This is a genomic window from Pseudomonas sp. GW821-FHT10C09 (assembly GCF_059415465.1).
In genome coordinates this window covers 198,363-218,570 of record NZ_JBWKNG010000001.1, presented here as the reverse complement: position 1 = coordinate 218,570, position 20,208 = coordinate 198,363, and the positions used below count along the sequence as shown (strand labels likewise).

At 58.3% G+C, this 20,208-nt stretch carries 18 protein-coding genes; 10 read left to right on the top strand and 8 right to left on the bottom strand.

Annotated features, from left to right (window positions below):
- Window positions 1-127: 127 nt before the first annotated feature.
- Window positions 128-1,486 carry a glutathione-disulfide reductase gene (gene gorA, locus AC07N8_RS00910; RefSeq protein ID WP_483842356.1) on the top strand — a complete coding sequence of 453 codons (1,359 nt, stop codon included), beginning with the start codon at window positions 128-130 and terminating at the stop codon, window positions 1,484-1,486.
- Here gorA and AC07N8_RS00905 read toward each other — a convergent pair.
- Window positions 1,483-2,493 carry a DNA-binding protein gene (locus AC07N8_RS00905; protein WP_493141893.1) on the bottom strand — a complete coding sequence of 337 codons (1,011 nt, stop codon included), beginning with the start codon at window positions 2,491-2,493 and terminating at the stop codon, window positions 1,483-1,485. The two genes, gorA and AC07N8_RS00905, sit on opposite strands and share 4 nt — an antisense overlap.
- Before the next feature lie 178 nt (window positions 2,494-2,671).
- Between AC07N8_RS00905 and AC07N8_RS00900 the strand changes: the two genes are divergently transcribed.
- The 3 genes from AC07N8_RS00900 (at window position 2,672) to ahpF (ending at window position 6,029) form a co-directional block, all read left to right on the top strand.
- Window positions 2,672-3,610: a site-specific integrase gene (locus tag AC07N8_RS00900; protein ID WP_483842354.1), complete on the top strand. Its 939-nt coding sequence runs from the start codon at window positions 2,672-2,674 to the stop codon at window positions 3,608-3,610.
- Window positions 3,611-3,760: 150 nt separating this feature from the next.
- Window positions 3,761-4,324 carry an alkyl hydroperoxide reductase subunit C gene (ahpC, locus tag AC07N8_RS00895; protein ID WP_010460707.1) on the top strand — a complete coding sequence of 188 codons (564 nt, stop codon included), beginning with the start codon at window positions 3,761-3,763 and terminating at the stop codon, window positions 4,322-4,324.
- A 139-nt stretch (window positions 4,325-4,463) separates the two neighbouring features.
- Window positions 4,464-6,029, top strand: a complete 1,566-nt coding sequence (gene ahpF, locus AC07N8_RS00890) for an alkyl hydroperoxide reductase subunit F (protein ID WP_483842352.1) — start codon at window positions 4,464-4,466, stop codon at window positions 6,027-6,029.
- A 115-nt stretch (window positions 6,030-6,144) separates the two neighbouring features.
- Here the strand turns inward: ahpF and gloA are convergent, their stop codons facing one another.
- Window positions 6,145-6,666: a lactoylglutathione lyase gene (gene gloA / locus AC07N8_RS00885; RefSeq protein WP_493141890.1), complete on the bottom strand. Its 522-nt coding sequence runs from the start codon at window positions 6,664-6,666 to the stop codon at window positions 6,145-6,147.
- A gap of 145 nt (window positions 6,667-6,811) precedes the next feature.
- On the opposite strand from gloA, the gene AC07N8_RS00880 reads away from it, so the two are divergent.
- Window positions 6,812-7,336: a DUF4946 domain-containing protein gene (locus AC07N8_RS00880; protein ID WP_483842350.1), complete on the top strand. Its 525-nt coding sequence runs from the start codon at window positions 6,812-6,814 to the stop codon at window positions 7,334-7,336.
- Window positions 7,337-7,511: 175 nt separating this feature from the next.
- Here AC07N8_RS00880 and AC07N8_RS00875 read toward each other — a convergent pair whose 3' ends face one another.
- From AC07N8_RS00875 to AC07N8_RS00865, 3 genes are all read right to left on the bottom strand, one after another.
- The gene (locus AC07N8_RS00875; protein ID WP_027922999.1) at window positions 7,512-7,877 is read right to left on the bottom strand and encodes a histone-like nucleoid-structuring protein, MvaT/MvaU family; all 366 of its coding nucleotides are present in this window, start codon (window positions 7,875-7,877) and stop codon (window positions 7,512-7,514) included.
- A gap of 233 nt (window positions 7,878-8,110) precedes the next feature.
- Complete coding sequence (locus AC07N8_RS00870; RefSeq protein ID WP_493141888.1) at window positions 8,111-9,646, bottom strand: EAL domain-containing protein; 1,536 nt, start codon at window positions 9,644-9,646, stop codon at window positions 8,111-8,113.
- Between the two features lie 115 nt (window positions 9,647-9,761).
- Window positions 9,762-10,634 carry a LysR family transcriptional regulator gene (locus AC07N8_RS00865; protein ID WP_483842348.1) on the bottom strand — a complete coding sequence of 291 codons (873 nt, stop codon included), beginning with the start codon at window positions 10,632-10,634 and terminating at the stop codon, window positions 9,762-9,764.
- 77 nt (window positions 10,635-10,711) lie between these two features.
- On the opposite strand from AC07N8_RS00865, the gene AC07N8_RS00860 reads away from it, so the two are divergent.
- Together AC07N8_RS00860 and hppD are read left to right on the top strand one after the other, a co-directional pair.
- A complete protein-coding gene (locus AC07N8_RS00860) occupies window positions 10,712-11,650 on the top strand; it encodes a DMT family transporter (protein WP_493141886.1) in 939 nt (312 codons plus the stop codon).
- A gap of 256 nt (window positions 11,651-11,906) precedes the next feature.
- Entirely contained in the window at window positions 11,907-12,983 is a 1,077-nt protein-coding gene (gene hppD / locus AC07N8_RS00855; RefSeq protein WP_483842346.1) for a 4-hydroxyphenylpyruvate dioxygenase, read from the top strand.
- 128 nt (window positions 12,984-13,111) lie between these two features.
- Here the strand turns inward: hppD and rarD are convergent, their stop codons facing one another.
- Together rarD and AC07N8_RS00845 are read right to left on the bottom strand one after the other, a co-directional pair.
- Entirely contained in the window at window positions 13,112-13,993 is an 882-nt protein-coding gene (rarD, locus tag AC07N8_RS00850; RefSeq protein ID WP_483842345.1) for an EamA family transporter RarD, read from the bottom strand.
- A gap of 134 nt (window positions 13,994-14,127) precedes the next feature.
- Window positions 14,128-15,141, bottom strand: a complete 1,014-nt coding sequence (locus AC07N8_RS00845) for an aldo/keto reductase (RefSeq protein ID WP_483842344.1) — start codon at window positions 15,139-15,141, stop codon at window positions 14,128-14,130.
- Window positions 15,142-15,685: 544 nt separating this feature from the next.
- Here AC07N8_RS00845 and AC07N8_RS00840 point away from each other — a divergent pair.
- A complete protein-coding gene (locus AC07N8_RS00840; protein WP_493141883.1) occupies window positions 15,686-16,051 on the top strand; it encodes a DUF6124 family protein in 366 nt (121 codons plus the stop codon).
- Window positions 16,052-16,223: 172 nt separating this feature from the next.
- Here AC07N8_RS00840 and AC07N8_RS00835 read toward each other — a convergent pair whose 3' ends face one another.
- Entirely contained in the window at window positions 16,224-17,534 is a 1,311-nt protein-coding gene (locus AC07N8_RS00835) for an MFS transporter (protein WP_310267930.1), read from the bottom strand.
- 168 nt (window positions 17,535-17,702) lie between these two features.
- Between AC07N8_RS00835 and AC07N8_RS00830 the strand changes: the two genes are divergently transcribed.
- On the top strand, window positions 17,703-18,815 hold the full coding sequence (locus AC07N8_RS00830) for a sugar diacid recognition domain-containing protein (protein WP_483842341.1): 1,113 nt from the start codon (window positions 17,703-17,705) through the stop codon (window positions 18,813-18,815).
- Between the two features lie 215 nt (window positions 18,816-19,030).
- Window positions 19,031-20,173 carry a glycerate kinase gene (locus AC07N8_RS00825; RefSeq protein WP_493141880.1) on the top strand — a complete coding sequence of 381 codons (1,143 nt, stop codon included), beginning with the start codon at window positions 19,031-19,033 and terminating at the stop codon, window positions 20,171-20,173.
- Window positions 20,174-20,208 lie beyond the last annotated feature (35 nt).

Genomic DNA, 20,208 nt, shown 5'->3' with positions numbered 1-20,208 from the left:
CTTCTGACCTGCTTGTATTGAAAAGCCACCTTCGGGTGGCTTTTTCATTTTCTGGCCCCATATCGTTTGCAACACTTGCCCGGCGAACGTCTGCGGGTATGCTTGTGGACTGCCGAGGAGATTGAAAATGGCCTTTGATTTTGATTTGTACGTGATTGGCGCCGGTTCCGGTGGTGTGCGAGCTGCGCGGTTTGCTGCCGGTTTTGGCGCAAAAGTGGCCGTGGCCGAGAGCCGCTATCTGGGCGGCACCTGCGTGAACGTCGGATGTGTGCCAAAGAAGTTGCTGGTCTACGGGGCGCACTTCGCCGAAGACTTCGAGCAGTCTTCCGGTTTTGGCTGGACGCTGGGCGAGGCGCAGTTTGATTGGGCCACGCTGATCGCCAACAAGGACCGTGAGATCAATCGCCTGAACGGCATTTACCGCAACTTGCTGGTCAACAGCGGCGTGACCTTGCATGAAGGTCACGCCAAAATCGTCGATCCGCACACCGTCGAGATCAATGGCGAACGCCACACCGCTAAAAACATCCTGATTGCGACCGGTGGCTGGCCGCAGATCCCGGAAATTCCGGGGCACGAGCACGCAATCAGTTCGAACCAGGCGTTTTTCCTCAAAGAGCTGCCAAAACGCGTTGTGGTGGTGGGCGGTGGTTACATTGCCGTGGAATTCGCCGGCATCTTCCACGGGCTGGGCGCCAACACCACGTTGCTGTATCGCGGTGAGTTGTTCCTGCGCGGCTTCGATGGTGCGGTGCGCAAGCATTTGCAGGAAGAATTGACCAAGCGTGGCATGGACCTGCAATTCAACTCCGACATCGAGCGCATCGACAAGCAGCCTGATGGCAGCCTGAAGGTGACGCTCAAGGACGGTCGTGAGCTGGAAGCGGATTGTGTGTTCTATGCGACTGGCCGGCGTCCGATGCTCGATAACCTTGGGCTGGAAAACACTGGCGTCAAACTCGACAAGAAAGGCTTTGTTGAAGTCGATGAGCAGTATCAGACGGCTGAGCCGTCGATCCTGGCGCTCGGCGATGTCATCGGCCGCGTGCAGTTGACGCCGGTCGCCCTGGCCGAAGGCATGGCTGTGGCGCGACGCTTGTTCAAGCCTGAGCAATATCGTCCGGTGGATTACAAGATGATCCCGACTGCCGTGTTCAGCCTGCCGAACATTGGCACCGTTGGCTTGAGCGAGGAAGATGCTCGCGAAGCCGGCCACGAGGTGGTGATCTACGAAAGCCGCTTCCGCCCAATGAAGCTGACCCTGACTGAATGTCAGGAGCGCACGCTGATGAAGCTGGTGGTGGATGCCAAGACTGACAAGGTGTTGGGCTGCCACATGGTCGGACCGGATGCCGGCGAGATCGTCCAGGGCTTGGCGATTGCCTTGAAGGCAGGGGCGACCAAGCGCGACTTCGACGAAACCATCGGCGTGCACCCGACGGCCGCCGAAGAGTTCGTCACCATGCGTACGCCTGTCGCTGGTTAATCGTCCTTGGCTGCGTCTGGCGCTGTTGCAACAGCAGCCGCCAGGCGCACGCTTTCATCGAGGCTCGCCTGAGTCTTGAGCAATTCAATCTCCAGCACTTTATTAGCCTGCGACTGCTCGTCGACGCTCTGTTTCAGCGACTGACTTTCCAGCAGGGCGACGCGTAAGCGTTCCTGGAGGAGGGTGCGTTCGCTGTCGATGCGGTTGACCTGTTCCAGCAGTTGGTCCTGCCGGCTATTGGTGTGTTTGAGTTGATCCTGCAACAGGCTCAGCTCCCTCTGAGAGCCACGGTTTTCGGTGAACAAGCGTTCATTGTCGCGGTGCAGTTGAGTGATCTCGTCCTGACGCACCATCGCGCTTTGCTGCGCTTGGCGTAATTCCATCTGAATCTGCTGCACCTGGCTTTCGTGACGGCTTTGTTCCTGCTCGCGCTGTTCCTTGACGGCGTTGCGGTAGTGCTCCAAGGCCTCGCGGGCGTGCAAGTGCTTTTCTTCCAGTGAGCGAATCTGCTCATCCTTGTCCTGCAAGCGCAATTCGAAACCGGCTAGCGCCTGATTCAGCCCGGCGTTGCGGGTTTGCTCGGTTTGCAGCATGGAGCGGGTTTCTTGCAGTGATTCAGATTCCTGGGTCAACGCCAGGCTTTGCATCTCGTACTGCTGATGCAATTCGGTATTGGCTTCCTGGGCTTCTGTGAGCTGGCTTTCCAGTGTTTTGCGTTGCTGGTCGAACTGCTCGCGAGCCTGATCGATAGGCTCTTGGGCCTTCTCTTTCAGGCGTTGGGCCAGGCGCGACACCAGGCCCGCCAATTCGTCATCAATAGGTTCTGCCACGGGCTCGGCCTGTTCGCGGCCGTCATCCAGTTCCTTCAGGTAGCGATGGATCGTGGTTTTCGAGCCGGTGTTGCCCATTTCGATCCGTACTGCATCGATGCTTGGGTTCTCGCCACGGGCGAGGATCGCCAACCGTGCCGCTTGCACCACTGCTTTATTTACGCCGCCACGAGCCATGAGTTCTCCTACGATTTCGTACTGTGGTACATGCCACTAAAGTACACAGTGTACCATCTGAAAAATAAAGATAAATGATGTCAGTTTGTCATGCGGGATATACTGGTATTACCCCGTGTGATGAGCCGAACGGCACGATTGCACCCGCCAACGCGGTACGTTTTAGAGAGTTGAGCCGATGACCGAGCTGGATCGATACCTACAGGCCGCCACACGCGATAACACCCGGCGCAGCTACCGGGCAGCCATTGAGCATTTCGAAGTCACGTGGGGCGGGTTTCTGCCGGCCACCGCCGACAGCGTCGCGCGCTATCTGGTGGCGTACGCGGGGGAGCTGTCGATCAACACGCTGAAGTTGCGGTTGTCGGCGCTGGCGCAGTGGCACAACAGCCAGGGATTTGCCGATCCGACCAAGGCGCCGGTGGTGCGCAAAGTCTTCAAGGGGATTCGCGCGTTGCACCCGGCTCAGGAAAAACAGGCGGCACCGTTGCAGTTGCAACATCTGGAACAGGTGGTGGCCTGGCTGGAGCTGGAAGCACAGACCGCCAGATCTCAAGATGATCGACCGACTCTTTTAAGAGCAAGGCGCGACATGGCGCTGATCCTCCTGGGATTCTGGCGCGGGTTTCGCAGTGATGAGCTGTGCCGTGTACAGATCGAGCACGTTCAGGCGATCGCCAGCTCAGGCATCACGCTCTACTTGCCGCGCACCAAGAGCGACCGCGAAAACCTCGGCAAGACCTACCAGACCCCAGCCTTGCAGCGTCTTTGCCCGGTGAACGCCTACATCCAGTGGATCACCGAAGCCGCATTGGTTCGCGGGCCGGTGTTTCGAGGCATCGACCGCTGGGGGCACTTGAGCGAGCAGGGGTTGCACGCCAACAGCGTCATCCCGTTACTGCGCCAGGCGCTGGAGCGCGCCGGTATTCCCGCCGAGCTCTACACCAGTCACTCCTTGCGACGCGGCTTTGCCAGTTGGGCCCATCAGAGTGGTTGGGACTTGAAGTCGTTGATGAGTTATGTGGGCTGGAAGGATATGAAGTCCGCCATGCGCTATGTTGAAGCGAGCCCGTTTCTCGGAATGGCTCGGGTCACTGAAAAGCCAGTGGTGCTGTAGAGCACGTTTTCTTCTATTAATACCGTCGGCTAATAGCGAAAACAAATCAGCAGCATGAGGTTTGCCAATGAGCCATCCGGGAATCGAGTGGGTAGGATTCACCCCATCAACTTGTTAACCCAACTTTTCAACCCTGACGGAGAGTCACCGATGCCTATCATCAACAGCCAAGTTAAACCGTTCAAAGCTGACGCCTTCAAAAATGGCGACTTCGTAAAAGTGTCGGACGCTGACCTGAAAGGCAAATGGTCTGTCGTTTTCTTCTACCCGGCTGACTTCACCTTCGTTTGCCCGACCGAACTGGAAGACCTGGCTGACAACTACGACGCGTTCCAGAAACTGGGCGTCGAGATCTACAGCGTTTCCACCGATACCCACTTTGCCCACGCTGCCTGGCACAACACTTCGCCAGCCATCGGCAAAATCCAGTACACCATGATCGGCGACCCGACTCACGCCATCTCCCGCAACTTCGACGTGCTGATCGAAGACGCAGGCTTGGCTGACCGTGGCACCTTCGTGATCAACCCTGAAGGCCAGATCAAAATCGTTGAACTGAACGATGGCGGCGTTGGCCGTGACGCTTCCGAGCTGCTGCGCAAAATCAAGGCTGCCCAGTACGTCGCTGCTCACCCAGGCCAGGTTTGCCCGGCCAAGTGGAAAGAAGGCGAGGCCACTCTGGCTCCGTCCCTGGACCTGGTCGGCAAGATCTAAGTCAGTGAGCGCTTCATCAGGGCGGTACGCCGCACCTACTCAGTAAGCTGCAACCGCCCTCAAAAACGCCCGGGCGAGATTCGCTCGGGCGTTTTTTTATGCCTGCTTTTCATGAAACACCAGAAAGGAAATCGCCCGTATGTTGGACGCCAATCTTAAAGCCCAGTTGAAATCGTACCTGGAACGGGTCACCCAGCCGATCGAGATCGTTGCTTCCCTCGACGACGGTGCGAAATCCCGGGAAATGCTCGAACTGTTGAAAGACGTTGCCAGTCTTTCCACACAAATTACCTTGCTCGATAACGGTGATGATGCACGCAAGCCATCGTTCTCGATCAATCGCCCGGGCGCCGACATCAGCCTGCGTTTCGCCGGCCTCCCGATGGGCCACGAATTCACTTCGTTAGTGTTGGCGCTGCTGCAAGTCGGCGGCCACCCTTCGAAGGCCAGTGCTGAAGTGATCGAACAGATTCGCTCACTCAAAGGCGAGTTCAGCTTCGAGACTTACTTCTCGCTGTCCTGCCAGAACTGCCCGGACGTGGTCCAGGCGCTGAACCTGATGGCCGTGTTGAACCCCAACATCCGCCACGTCGCCATTGATGGCGCGCTGTTCCAGGCCGAAGTCGATGAGCGCCAGATCATGGCGGTGCCGAGTGTTTACCTGAACGGCGTGAACTTCGGCCAGGGCCGCATGGGCCTGGAAGAAATCCTCGCAAAACTCGACACCAGCGGCATCGAGCGTCAAGCCGAGAAGCTCAGCGCGAAAGAAGCCTTCGATGTATTGGTCGTCGGCGGTGGTCCAGCGGGTGCAGCAGCGGCAATCTATGCAGCGCGTAAAGGCATTCGCACCGGTGTTGCGGCAGAGCGTTTTGGTGGGCAGGTGCTCGACACCATGGCCATCGAAAACTTCATCTCCGTGCAGGAAACCGAAGGGCCGAAACTGGCCAGCGCGCTCGAAGAACACGTCAAGCAATACGACGTCGATATCATGAACCTGCAACGCGCCACCGCGCTGATTCCGGCGAAGAATCCCGGCGAGTTGCACGAAGTCCGTTTCGAAAGCGGTGCCACGTTGAAAACCAAGGCGCTGATTCTTGCCACGGGGGCGCGCTGGCGTGAAATGGGCGTGCCGGGCGAGCAGGAATACAAAGCCAAAGGCGTCTGTTTCTGCCCGCACTGCGACGGCCCGCTGTTCAAGGGCAAACGTGTGGCGGTAATTGGCGGCGGTAACTCCGGCGTTGAAGCGGCCATCGACCTGGCGGGTATCGTCAGCCATGTCACGTTGCTGGAATTCGACAGCAAGCTGCGCGCCGATGCCGTGTTGCAACGCAAGCTGTTCAGCCTGCCGAACGTCACCGTCATCACCAGTGCTTTGACCAGTGAAGTGAAAGGCGATGGCCAGAAGGTGACCGGTCTGGTCTTCAAGGATCGCGATTCGGGTGAGTTCAACACGGTCAACCTCGAAGGCATCTTCGTGCAGATCGGTTTGCTGCCTAACACCGATTGGCTCAAGGGCACCATCGAGCTGTCGCCTCGTGGCGAGATCATCGTCGATGCTCGCGGTGAAACCTCGATGCCGGGCGTGTTTGCCGCCGGTGATGTGACCACCGTGCCGTACAAGCAGATCGTGATTGCGGTGGGCGAGGGCGCGAAGGCTTCCCTGAGCGCATTCGATCACCTGATCCGGACCTCGGCCCCGGCATAAGCGCCGACGCTGAAAACACAAAAAAACCCATGAGCGATCATGGGTTTTTTTGTGCCTCACACATCCGTGTGTGGGAGCGAGCAGGCTAGCTCCCACAGGGGATGTTTGGTGGGGCTTACAGCGGAGCAGGCTGGATGATTTCAACCCAGTACGCATCCGGGTCCTTGATGAAGGCCAGGCTTTTCATGCGTCCGTCATTCAAGCGCTTCTGGAAGTCGCAGCCCAGCGCTTCAAAACGCTCGCACGCTGCGCGGATGTCCGGCACGGAGATGCAGATGTGACCGAAACCACGCGGGTCGGTGTTGCCGTTGTGGTAGGCGAACTCAGGGTCGTTCTCGGTGCCGTGGTTGTGGGTCAATTCGAGAATACCGGGAATCGACTTCATCCACTCGGTGCGAGCGGCGGCGTCGGCCGGGATCTGGTTCTTGTCCACCAGGGCGAGGAAATACAGGCTGAATTCCGCTTCCGGGAAATCGCGTTTTTCCACCAGCGAGAAACCGAGGATGCGCGTGTAGAAATCCAGGGACTTGGTGATGTCCTTGACCCGCAGCATGGTGTGGTTGAAGACGAACTTCTGGGTGGCGGTGTCAGGTTGGGCGGTGACGCCTGGGAAGGTGTTCAATTCGTGCAGGCTCATGGGCCCTCCGGAAAATAAGTGGGGCTAACGAATGGTCACAATGATACGCAAGGGCTCTGACATCACCAAACCCAAACGGTCTGCTATTGCCTGACAGGCGGGCGAGGCTCAGACTTTACGGTTCAACTCGTGAGTGTTTATTGCAATGGTTCGATTCTGTAAGCCGATGTTCGTCCTGTTGGGGGTCCTTTCAGCCGTGGCAGGTGCTCATGCAGAGGCGCCGCAAGTGCCATGGCCAAGTGGTTGGGAAGTCGAAAACCTTGCGCAAGAAGGTGCGAACCCGGCTGTTTCCCGTCAGCGTGCGGTCAAAAACGATCAAAGCGGCACACCAGTCATGGTCATGGAGTTGACGATGACTCAGGTCGAAAGCGGTCATCAAGTGAATGTGCAAGGCGTGTTGCTTGAGATGCGCAAGGCGGTGCAGAAAGACTTCTTTCAAAGCGGCTATCAAAGTGTCTGCAACAAAATACACCCCGCGACATTGAGCCGCCTGTCGGCACTGGAAACAACCTGCACCATTACCCAGAACGGGCGACACGTGCTGTCGCAAACATTGGTGGGGGCGGTGGATGCCGATAAAGCCTATGTTCTTTCGTACGCGGGACAGGCCGAGGCTTACAAGACAAGTCAGGACGAAATTGAGCAGCTGCGTAACAGCTTGAAACTTTAGTGACGGGGTTTTACGTTGACGCAAATTGGCTGGATGCGGACATTTTTAGATACCCAAAGGCATTAAGCACAAAGTTAATCGTAAAGTTGCGAGTTGATCGTGGCAGATCGTTGCATTTAGTAGGTATCCATGAAAAAGCCCTGCATTGGCAGGGCTTTTTTATAACCGCAAGGTGTTAGCCGCGCAGCCAGGAATCAACAGTGGCTGCACCGTATTGTTCCTTCCAGGCCTTCAGGCCGCGGTGGTTGCCACCCTTGGTTTCAATCAGTTCACCGGTGTGCGGGTTCTGATAGACCTTGACCACGCGAGCGCGGCGGGTTTTAGGCGTTTTTGCTTGTTGCAGACCGGATTTTGCCGGGTTCGGATCGAGGATGGCGATGATGTCACGCAGGCTCTTGCCGTAGGTTTTCATCAGCCCCTGGAGCTTTTCTTCGAATTCGATTTCTTTCTTGAGCCCGGCATCATTCTTCAGCGATTCCAGCTGCTTGAGCTGCTCCTGAAGGGCCTTTTCAGCTGCACGAAATTCAGCGAGTCTGGACAATATCTTTACTCCAATAGTGTATTTGGCTGATACCAACCGCAAACAAAGCTATAAGCCAAGAGCCTTGAAGCGACTCGGTGATAGTGGCTCACCTGCCCATCTTGCACAGGCATGAAAAATTGTAGTAGTTAATTGCCCAAGAGTAAATCCTGACGTTTTCTTCATGTAACAGCAGTAGTCTTTTGATTCAATTTGGTGCATGAAGACGATGTCTCGTCGCTTAAACCCATTAGTTAATGGTGGGTTAATGCGTTAATGAATTCAGCGCCGGGCATCGGTTGGCCGAACAGATAACCTTGCAGGAAGTTCACACCGTGGGCGGTCAGGTAGTCACTTTGTTCTTCGGTTTCGACACCTTCGGCGACAATTCCCAGATCAAGCTTGGCCGAGAGTTCGATGATGGTGTCCAGAATATGCCGTGAAAGGGCGTCGATACCGATCATGGCCACAAAGCTCTGGTCGATTTTCAGGAAGTCCACATTGAACTGGCGTAGATAACCCAGGCTGGAGTGCCCGGTGCCGAAGTCGTCAATCGCGATCATCACGCCCAGTGCGTGAAGTTGTTCAAACAGCTCAAGCGTAATGTCGTTTGGCTTGATCAATTCGCGCTCGGTCAGTTCCAGCACCAGGTAAATCGAGCCGGGCGCAAAGGCACTCAGGAACGCTCGACAGTCCTTGACCAGTTCCAGGTCCTTGCAATGGCTGGCGGTGATATTGATGCCGATGTGAAAGGGCTCGGCAAACGTTGAAGAAACAGGCCCCAGCAACTGCGCAGTCTGGCGCATGAGCGAACGGGTCATGGGCACGATCAACCCGGAATCTTCGGCGAACGGGATAAACAGATCAGGCCGTACCAGGCCTTCCTTTGGGTGTTTCCAGCGCATTAACACTTCGGTGCCGGACCACTTCTGCGTATCGCCATGCACCACCGGCTGAAAGTAGGGGACAAACTCTTCAGCCGCGAGGGCGCGCTGCATTTCATGAATGGGCGACCATGATCGCCTTTGCAGCGCGTGGCCGATGGCACCCGAGACAACGCCAAAAAAAATCAGCAGGCTGAACAGCGGCGGGTATTCGCTGGCCATGTAACGCCAGTTTTCCCCCTCGGGGAAACCGGCTACGACCGAAAAGGCATAGCGCGAGGACGACAGTTCGCTTTCGGCCAAGGGCAAAGTGGGCAGGGCGCCTTGGTGGACTTTGCCGTCGACGGACAACCAGCTCGGGCCCACTTGCAGCAACAGTATTGTCTTGCGACCAATCAGGCGCAGTACGTTAGTCAAGTGGTAACCGTCCAGCGTCGTCAGCGCCCCCCGTTTCCCCTCATTCAGGCGATACACCAGCACCGCCGTATCGGGGGTGACAGGGTTGCCATTCATTAGCCACAACTTGCCTTGTACATAGTCCTTGGCGTCGACCTTTTGCTGAGCGTCACCGAACAACGAAGTGCAATAAAGGTTGTCGTCCCACACCAGGCTGGCCGAGCGCACAAACGGGCGGCGGGTGACCTGTTCACGCAAGGCCAGTTTCACGTCGTTGCAGTTTTGCCCGGCCAGCGGCAGCAACTCGCTCGCGGACTGCGCCGTGTTGTCCAGCATCAGTTCGAACTGGCGCAGGGCTTCGTCTGCGGTCACCCGTGTGCTTTGCTCAAGAGCACGTCCAGCCTGCATATAGAGAATGGCAAAGCCCAATATAATCGGGAGCAATCCACACAGCAGGCTCACCATAATGCGGATACGCAATGGGCGACGGCGTTTGGCACTCAATGGCATTCGCGAAATCTCTCACACAGAAACAGGGCTCTCAACGGCGGGCAGGACGACAACACGCCTCCCAAAAAGAGTTCAGGTAGTGGCCATGATAGTTGGCCCTCGGCGCTTATGCCGCTCAACGGGTATTCAGGTCGAGCGCCAGTTTGATAAAGGCCAGTGTGGCGGGTGACGACTGACGCTGGTCCAGCACCGCCAGCCCGACTTGGCGAATAACACGGGGCGACAGTGGTTTTTTCACACAGCGACTGTTGAGGTTGTCGGGCAGGGAGCTTTCAGCCACGACCGTCAACGCATCGCCGCGGCTGACCGTGTCCAGCGTGCTGATCAATTGTGAGCAGCGGTAGCGGATGTTCGGTATGAGGCGGGCGGCGCTGAACAGTCGCGACACCAACTCCGATGAGCCTGCCTCAGTCAGCACGAACGGGTCGTTGCACAAGTCGCTCAAGCTCAGAGTGTCCCGACCGGCCAGCGCATGGTCGGCAGGCACCAGTGCGACCATCTGGTCTTCCAGCAGCGCGAAGGTGTCGAAGCGCTCTTCAGGCAGTACCACAAAGCCGATATCGATTCGCCGCTCCTCCAGCCATTGAATCACCTGACGGTCCGGGCCTTCGTCGATGTGGACTTCAATGCCCGGATGCGTCGCGCGGTAGTGCTGCAGGATCTGCGGCAGCAGGCGGATCGACGACGTCGGGCCAAACGAGCCGATGCGCAACGTGCCGCGTTTCATCCCGCGCGCATCGGCCGCTTCCTGGCGCAAGGTGTTGGCCAGCCCGAGCATTGCCCGGGCGCGCAATAACAGTTGTTGGCCAATGTCGCTCAATTCGACTTGGGACTGATGCCGCCGTAACAGTTCCACGCCGAGTTCCTGTTCCAGCGACTTGAGCGCGTGAGACACCGCCGACTGGGAAATCCCCAGGCGATTGGCAGCCGCCGTGAAACCGCGCAGTTCCGCGACCAGCGAAAAGATCTCAAGTTGAGTCAGGGTCATGAGCTTTTACTCATTTTACGATGATCGTTCATTAGTCGAATGATACGTCATCTTCCTTGGCCTGGTTTTGCCTCTCCATGACAATGTTCGTAGAAACAACGACTTCGCACACATCGGTGTATCTGAAACTCGCCGCCGTCACCATGATCTGGGGCGGTACGTTCGTGGCCGGGCGTTTTCTGGCCGACAGTCTCAGCCCGTTGTTCGCCGCCAGTCTCAGGTTTTTGCTGGCCAGCGCGGCGTTGTTGCTGTTTCTGCTGCTGGCCCGAATCCCGTTGATCCGGCCGAACCCGCAACAATGGTTGCGCCTGGCACTACTGGGGTTCTTTGGGATCTTCTTCTACAACCTGTGTTTCTTTTATGGGCTGCATTACATCAACGCCTCGCGAGCCTCGTTGATCGTTGCGCTGAACCCGGCAGTGATCGGCCTCGCCTCATGGCTGATCTTCAAGGAGCGCCTGGGCCGGGCGAAAGTCTTCGGCATCGCGATCTGCATTGCCGGGGCGAGTGTGGTGATTGCCAGTCGTAACCCGCATCTATTGGCCGGCAACGTCGATGCCTGGATCGGTGACCTGCTGATATTCGGCTGCGTGCTCGGCTGGGGCATTTATTCGCTGTTCTCCAAAGAACTGAATCAGTCTTTGGGGCCGGTGCAGACGGTGACCTACTCGATTCTGCTGGGCACGGTGATGCTCTGGGTGACCAGTGCCATGCGCGGTGAACTGAATGTCAGCGCGTTGATCAGCCTCGGTCCGCAACAATGGCTGAGCCTGATGTACCTCGGCGTTTTGGGTTCGGCGCTGGCCTACATTGGTTATTACGACGGCATCCGGCAGATCGGCGCGACGCGTTCAGGGGCGTTCATTGCCTTGAACCCACTGACCGCCGTCATCCTCGGCGCACTGTTGCTGGGCGAGCCGTTGACGCTGGCGATGTGCCTTGGCGGCGTGCTGATTCTGGCGGGGATTTTCCTCTGCAATAAACCCCTTGCGCGAGTAGGGGAAAAGGGGATTTGATACAGAAGGCGGACAAACCTATTTACGCTGTGTAGAATCGGGTTACGCATACAATAATAAACGTCTTCTGGCAGCAGAAGCCTCGCCCGCAAGAGCCTTGGGTCGACAATGAAGAGTTTTGGGTTTCAATTGATCTACGGTGACTTCCTCGCCCGCAGCGTGCGGGGCATCTCCTGTGCGCCACCCGCCGGTCTCAGCATTGCTAGCAACTAACACTTTTTAACTGTTAATTCTAAAAGCATGATGAGGCGCCAAAATGGCAGATTTATACGAAAACCCAATGGGCCTGATGGGCTTTGAGTTCATCGAATTCGCATCGCCAACCCCGAACACCCTGGAGCCGATCTTCGAGATCATGGGCTTCACCAAGGTGGCGACCCACCGTTCCAAAAACGTGCACCTGTATCGCCAGGGCGCGATCAACCTGATCCTCAACAACGAACCGCACAGTGTTGCTTCGTACTTCGCGGCCGAGCACGGCCCGTCGGTGTGCGGCATGGCGTTTCGCGTCAAGGATTCGCAGCTTGCCTACAAGCGCGCGCTGGAAATCGGCGCCCAGCCGATCCACATCGAAACCGGCCCGATGGAACTGAACCTGCCGGCGATCAAAGGCATTGGCGGCGCGCCGCTGTACCTGATCGACCGTTTCGGCGAAGGCAGCTCGATCTATGACATCGACTTCGTGTTCATTGAAGGCGTGGACCGCAACCCGGTCGGTGCCGGCCTGAAGATCATCGACCACCTGACCCACAACGTGTATCGCGGTCGCATGGCCTATTGGGCCAACTTCTACGAGAAGCTGTTCAACTTCCGCGAAATTCGCTACTTCGACATCAAGGGCGAATACACCGGCCTGACCTCCAAGGCCATGACCGCGCCGGACGGCATGATCCGCATCCCGCTGAACGAAGAGTCGTCCAAGGGCGCCGGGCAGATCGAAGAGTTCCTGATGCAGTTCAACGGCGAGGGCATCCAGCACGTTGCTTTCCTGTCCGATGACCTGCTCAAGACCTGGGATCACCTGAAAAGCATCGGCATGCGCTTCATGACCGCGCCACCGGAAACCTATTACGAAATGCTCGAAGGTCGTTTGCCAAACCACGGCGAGCCGGTTGATCAACTGCAAGCGCGGGGCATTTTGCTGGACGGTTCGTCCGAGTCGGGTGACAAGCGCCTGCTGTTGCAAATCTTCTCGGAAACCCTGATGGGGCCGGTGTTCTTCGAATTCATCCAGCGTAAAGGCGACGATGGTTTCGGCGAAGGCAACTTCAAGGCGTTGTTTGAATCGATCGAACGGGACCAGGTTCGTCGTGGCGTGCTCGCCACCGAGTAACCCGCCACACCACTAAACAATGTGGGAGCGAGCCTGCTCGCGAATGCAATCGTTCATTCAACATCTTCGTTGACTGATACGACGCCTTCGCGAGCAGGCTCGCTCCCACATTTGTTTTTGGGGTGGGGTTAAGGGCGGCGCTGTCGCATCAGGTGTTTGAAGCCTTCGAACACCAGCACCACCACCGCCAACCAGATCGGAATATAGGTCAACCATTCCCCAGGCTTGATGCTTTCCCCAAGCAGCAACGCCACGCCCAGCAACAACACCGGCTCGACGTAACTCAACAGCCCGAAAAGGCTGAACGGCAACAAGCGGCTGGCGATGATGTAGACCACCAACGCCGACGCGCTGATCACCCCGAGAATCGGAATCAACAGCGACAGCCACGGGTGTTGATCGAACACGCCGAAGCCTTGCTCGCCACTTTGCACAAACCAGAACGCCACCGGCAGCGTCAACGCCATGTCCAGCCACAGACCGCCGAGGTTGTCCGAGGCCAGGCGCTTGCGCACGATGAAATAGGTGGGGTAGCCAATGCACACCAGCAAGGTCGCCCAGGAAAACCCACCGACCTGATACACCTCATTGACCACGCCGAGGCAGGCCAGCACCACGGCGACTTTTTGCAGATAGGACAGACGTTCGCCGTAGGCGATTCGCCCGGTCAGCACCATGGTCAGCGGCAACAGGAAATACCCCAGCGATACGTCCAGGCTGTAGCCGTTAAGCGGCGCCCACATGAACAGCCAGAGTTGCACACCGAGCAGGGCCGAGGAGGCGATCAGGGCGGCGATCAATTTCGGATTCGCCGTGGCGCGTCGGACAATCTCGACCACACGCGTCCATTCGCCGGACACCACCATGAACACGGTCATGCAGGGCACGGTCAGCAGCATGCGCCAGCCAAAAATTTCCACGCCGCTCAAAGGCGTGAGCAACGACGTGTAGTAGTACATGACGGCAAACAGCACCGAGGCCGAAACCGATAAAGCGATACCTTTAGACAAACTGCCCTCGCGAGGTTGAAGGTGAAACGGGGCGCAGAGGATACGTGGTTTTCGTATCAAATATTGTCCGATCGATCAACACAGATCGAATGTGGGAGCGAGCAAGCCCGCTCCCACATTGAATGTTTGTTTCTTCAGGTATTGCGCGGTTTACGGCCCGACACAAAATGGCTCACGTCATTGAACCCCGGCGTCGACGAGTGCCCGGGCACCACCAGCGAATCAATAAACGCCTCATCTTCAGCCGTAATCTTCACCGCTTGCGCCTTGGTGTACGCGTCCCACTGTTCTTCGGTGCGCGGCCCGACAATGGCTGAAGTGACGGCGCCGTTGTTCAATACCCAGGCAATCGCAAATTCGACAATCCCCACGCCACGTTCCTGCGTGTACTGCTGAATCTGCTGGGCAATGCGCAACGACTCAACCCGCCATTCGGTTTCCAGAATGCGTTTGTCTGCGCGCCCGGCGCGGCTGTTGGCGTCCGGCTTCACATCCGGCGCATATTTGCCGCTGAGCACACCCCGGGCCAACGGGCTGTAAGGCACCACGCCGAGGCCGTAATTGTGCGCGGCGGTGATTTGTTCAGTCTCGGCCTGACGGTTGACGATGTTGTACAGCGGCTGGCTGATCACCGGCCGGTCGACGCCCAGTTGATCGGCCACACGGATCACCTCGGCAATGCGCCAGCCACGGTAGTTGGACAAACCCCAATAACGAACCTTGCCCTGGCGAATCAGATCGCCCATCGCCGACACGGTCACTTCCAGCGGCGTGTTGTGGTCTTCGCGGTGCAGGTAATAGATGTCGAGGTAGTCAGTGCCCAAGCGCGTCAGGCTGGCGTCGATGCCATTGAACAGGTGTTTGCGGCTCAAGCCGCTGCGGTTCGGCACACCGTCCACCGGGCCGAAGCCGACCTTGGTCGCCAGCACCCATTCATGGCGATTGCCGGCAATCGCTTCGCCGACGATCTCTTCGGAACGACCGCCGGTGTAAACGTCGGCGGTGTCGATGAAATTGATGCCCTGGTCCCAGGCCTTGTCGATGATCCGCAGGGAATCTTCGGTGCTGGTCTGTTCGCCGAACATCATGGTGCCCAGTGTCAGGGTGGAGACCTGTAAACCCGAATGACCCAGCGTGCGATAGCTCATGAGGAAATCCTTTTACCGGTGGGAGAAAGGCCTCAATCAAATACCAGAACCTGCGTCGGGAGCAATCGGAATATCAGCTCAATTGAGTACCTGTGGGAGCGAGCCTGCTCGCGAATGCAATCGTTCATTCAACATCTTCGTTGACTGATACAACACCTTCGCGAGCAGGCTCGCTCCCACAGGGGTTGGCGGCAATAAACAGACATGTTTAAACGGTCGGGGTCTGTGGGGCTGGAGGCTACATAACCTTGCGCCGTTGCCTACGACTGCGCCAGAATCCGCCGGCTTGTGCGCCTTGGGGCTGGGCTCTATCGTTTGCTCGCCGCTGAAAAACAGCGGTCGGGTTTGGTAGCCCGGTTATCCGGCGCATAGCGCACCTAACACAGGGACTTCTTATCGTCCTCTGTTTATATGGTGGCCATGCGTAGGGCGCTTCCGGGCGCGCCGGGTTGCCAGATAACCGGTCTACCAACCTCCGTATGGCCGCCACCTTCGTTTGGTAGCGAGGGCGATGGCTCCACTTTAAATATCTGGAGTTACATCTATGTTCAAGATCACACCCAACCCACCAGAAACCGACACCGACGACGTTTCCCCCTACGAATCCACTGATTCCAAAAAACTCAACACCGCCGCCGACCGCGCCCTCGATTACTACCTCAAACCGGTCATCCCCAAAGACACCCCACGCAAACCCAGCACTATCTATTCCGTCGGCGCCGACACCGATAACGAAACCCTGCTGGTCAACGCCTGCGAGACGTTGGCGTCAGCGAGCGTCATGTTGAGCGATTTCGCCGGGCAACTGAACGGAACCCAGCGCCACACCCTGCTCGGAATTCAAAACTCCGTGATGCTGGGTGAACTGGCGGTGAACCGGATGCTCGACAACGTCGATCCGCATAGCTAACACACAACCCCTGTGGCGAGGGAGCTTGCTCCCGCTGGGCTGCGCAGCGGCCCCAAAAACTTGCGGCTGCTGCGCACCCGAGCGGGAGCAAGCTCCCTCGCCACAACAGAGTGTCTGCCTTGAGAAATGAAAACGGCCCGAAAGGGCCGTTTTTTGTAGGGGTGAAAAAGGCTTACACCCGCAACGTCCGCGTCATCCGCAGCGCCAGCAAGCTGCCACACACAATCACACCCGCCAGCAGATAAAGCGCAGCATCCGTCGAACCAGTGCTGTCCTTGACCCAACCCACGAGGTACGGGCTGAGGAAACCCGCCATCTGCCCCATGGAGTTGATCAACGCCAAACCACCCGCCGCCGCACCTGCGCTCAACAGCGCCGTCGGCACCGGCCAGAACATCGGCAGGCCGGTGAGGGCGCCCATGGTGGCGATGGTCAGGCCGAGGATCGCAATGGCCGGCGTCGTCGCGAAGTTCACCGCGATCAACAGACCCACCGCGCCCATCAACATCGGCACCACCAAATGCCAGCGACGTTCCTTGCGCAAGTCCGCCGAACGGCCGACCAGCAACATAAACACTGCCGCCAACAGGTACGGAATCGCGCTCAACCAACCAATTACCAGGTTATCGCTGAAACCGAGGTTCTTGATGATCGACGGCAGCCAGAAGTTGATCGCGTACACGCCGCTCTGGATGCAAAAGTAGATCAAACCGAACGCCCAGATCGCCGGGTTCTTGAACACCGCCAGCAACGAATCAGTGGTGGTTTTTGGTTTGTTGGCCAGGTCTTCAGCGTGATCCGCTTCCAGTACCGAACGCTCGAACGGCGTTAGCCATTTGGCGTTGGCGTAGCTGTCGCTCAACAGGAAATAGGCGAGGGCGCCGAGGATCACGGTCGGAATACCTTGCAGCAGGAACATCCACTGCCAACCGGCCAAGCCACCCTGGCCCGCCGCGAAGTGGTTGAGGATCCAGCCAGAGAACGGGCTGCCGAGCAGGCCGGACACCGGGATCGCCGACATGAACAGCGCCATGATGCGGCCACGGCGGAAGGTCGGGAACCATTGCGAGAGATACAGCACCACGCCCGGGAAGAACCCGGCTTCGGCCGCGCCGGTGAACAGGCGCAAGGTGTAGAACTCGGTCGGGGTGGTGACGAACAGCAGGCACGTCGAAAGCGTGCCCCAGACGATCATCATCAACGCGATCCAGCGCCGTGGGCCGAATTTGGTCAGGGCCAGGTTGCTCGGCACGCCGCACAGCACATAGCCGATAAAGAAGATCCCGGCACCAAGGCCGTACACGGTTTCGCTGAATTTCAGTGCGTCGAGCATCTGCAGTTTGGCAAATCCAACGTTCACCCGGTCGAGGTAGTTGAACAGGTAGCAGATGAAGATGAAGGGAATCAAACGCAGGGTAATGCGTTTGTAGACGGCGTTTTTCTCGTCAACGATGGCCTGGGTAGCGGCGGCGCTCTGTGACATGGCGGCTCTCTCTTTATTATGATTTTTTGCGATGCAAGGGTAACGTTGATCGCCCAGTGAGTCTCGGCCACGCTCCGGGTTGTTGTCTTTGTGCCTGAGCACAGGGTTTGCGACCAAGGCCTGTGCGGGTGAACAACCCGTCCCACCCCGTTTTCAAGGATCCCCGTTATGTTCGAACTCGATCACGACCTGGCCCAGGACATCGTCGACCGGGCGATGGCCATCCTGCCGTACAACGTCAACGTCATGGACAGCCAGGGATTGATTCTCGGCAGCGGCGAACCGGAGCGCATCAACACCCGCCACGAGGGCGCGCAACTGGTGCTGGCCAATGGTCGGGTGGTGGAAATCGACGCGCAAACCGCGATTCATCTCAAGGGCGTGCAACCGGGCATCAACTTGCCGCTGTTGCTGGATGGGCGCTTGATTGGCGTGCTTGGCATTACCGGCGAACCCGAGCCATTGCGCACTTATGCCGAGCTGGTGCGGATGACCGCGGAGATGCTGGTCGGCCAGCGCAATCAGCAGGCCGAGCAGCAATGGCGGCGTCAGCGTTGCGATGATCTGCTCGCGTTGCTGCTGAGCGAGGCGGGGGATTCGCCGCGCTTGCTCGATGAGGCGCAGCAGCTGGGGCTCAAGCCGCAGATGACGCGGGTGCCGTATCTGTTTGAATTGGGCATGGACCACGGCCCGGCGCAAACCGTTGAAGCGCTGAGCGCCTGGCTGACCTCGCGCTACCCGGACAGTTGGTGCGTGAGTTCGGCGAAGTCGTCGTTGCTGTGGTGCCGGCCGGCCTCGCAATCCATCGAGAATGATCGGCTGCTGGAAAAACTCGACGGCCTGGGCTGGAACATTCTGCGCATCGCGGTGGGCGGGCAGGCTGATGGGCTGTCGGGGCTACGGCGTTGCTACCGGCGCGTGGGTGATTTGTTGGCGTATGGACGCGATGTGTTACCGCGTTCGCGCTTGCTGACGCTCACTCGGTATCGACTGCCGGTGATGTTGTGGCGACATCGTAACGACGATGCACTGGACGAATTGCTCAAGCCACTGCGCAAGGTCATCGCCAAGGATGGTAACGGCCAACTGCTGGCGACGTTGCGCAGTTGGTGTGATCACGATGGGCAGAGCCAGGCGTGTGCCGACGCGTTGGGGATTCATCGCAATAGCTTGCGGTATCGAATGGAGCGGATTGCCGAGTTGAGTGGGGTTGATCCTCTCAAGCTGGATGGGATGTTGGCGCTTTATCTGGGTGTGCAGCTTCTGCCGCAAACCGACTAGGGTGGTGGATATAAGGACGCCTTCGCGAGCAGGCTCGCTCCCACATTTGGAATGCGCTCCCCTGTGGGAGCGAGCCTGCTCGCGAAGGGGCCAAACCGTTCACCACAAGACTTTGTAGAAATGAACAATAAACGTCACACCCGCTTGTGCAGCGGACTGGCGTTATTGTCCGGGGCTACTGGCAGCATGGAGCGCATTGGAACTGGAGAATTCGCATGAAAATCGTCATCGCCCCCGATTCGTTCAAGGACAGCCTAAGCGCCCAAGGCGTGGCAGACGCCATTGCATTGGGGTTGGCAGACGTCTGGCCGGATGCGCATTTGGTCAAATGCCCGATGGCCGACGGCGGCGAAGGCACGGTCGAGTCGATTCTGGCGGCGTGCGAGGGCGAACTGCGCCGCACACCTGTGCGCGGTCCGCTCGGTGCAACCGTCGACGCCGCCTGGGGCTGGCTGCCGCACAACCACACCGCGATCATCGAAATGGCTGAGGCCAGTGGCCTGCAACTGCTCCCGTTGAGCCAGCGCGACGCGTGCACCAGCAGCACGTTTGGCACCGGTGAGCTGATTAGCGCCGCCCTCGATGCCGGGGCGCAGCGAGTAATTCTGGCGATTGGCGGCAGCGCCACCAACGATGGCGGCGCCGGGGCCATGCAGGCGCTGGGCGTGAGGTTGCTGGATGCGCAGGGGCAAACCCTGGCACCAGGCGGTTTGGCGTTGGCGCAACTGGATCGCATTGATCTGAGCAACATTGACCCGCGTCTGGCTAAAGTGCGCTTCGACATTGCAGCCGATGTCACCAATCCACTGTGCGGTCCCCACGGCGCTTCAGTCATTTTCGGCCCACAAAAAGGCGCATCGCCCGAGCAGGTGCAGCAACTGGATAACGCGCTTGGGCACTTTGCCGAACGGTGCGCTGATGCATTAGGTCGCGACGTCAAGGACGAACCGGGCAGTGGGGCGGCAGGCGGCCTGGGATTTGCCGCCAAGGCATTCCTCGGTGCGCAGTTTCAGGCCGGCGTGGACGTGGTTGCGGAATTGGTCGGGCTGGCTGAAGCCGTGCAGGGCGCCGACCTGGTGATTACCGGCGAAGGGCGATTCGATGCGCAGACCTTGCGTGGCAAGACACCGTTCGGCGTGGCGCGCATTGCCCAACAGCAAGGTGTGCCAGTGATCGTGATCGCGGGCACGTTGGGCGAGGGCTATCAGGCGTTGTACGAGCACGGCATCGATGCAGCGTTTGCCTTGGCCAGTGGCCCGATGACGCTGGAACAGGCGTGCGCCGAGGCGCCACGGTTACTGCAAGATCGCGCGAGCGACATTGCGCGGGTCTGGCGAATCGCTGCTCGCACTGACTGACCCCGATCTGGAGGCAAACAAATTCTCTGTGGCGA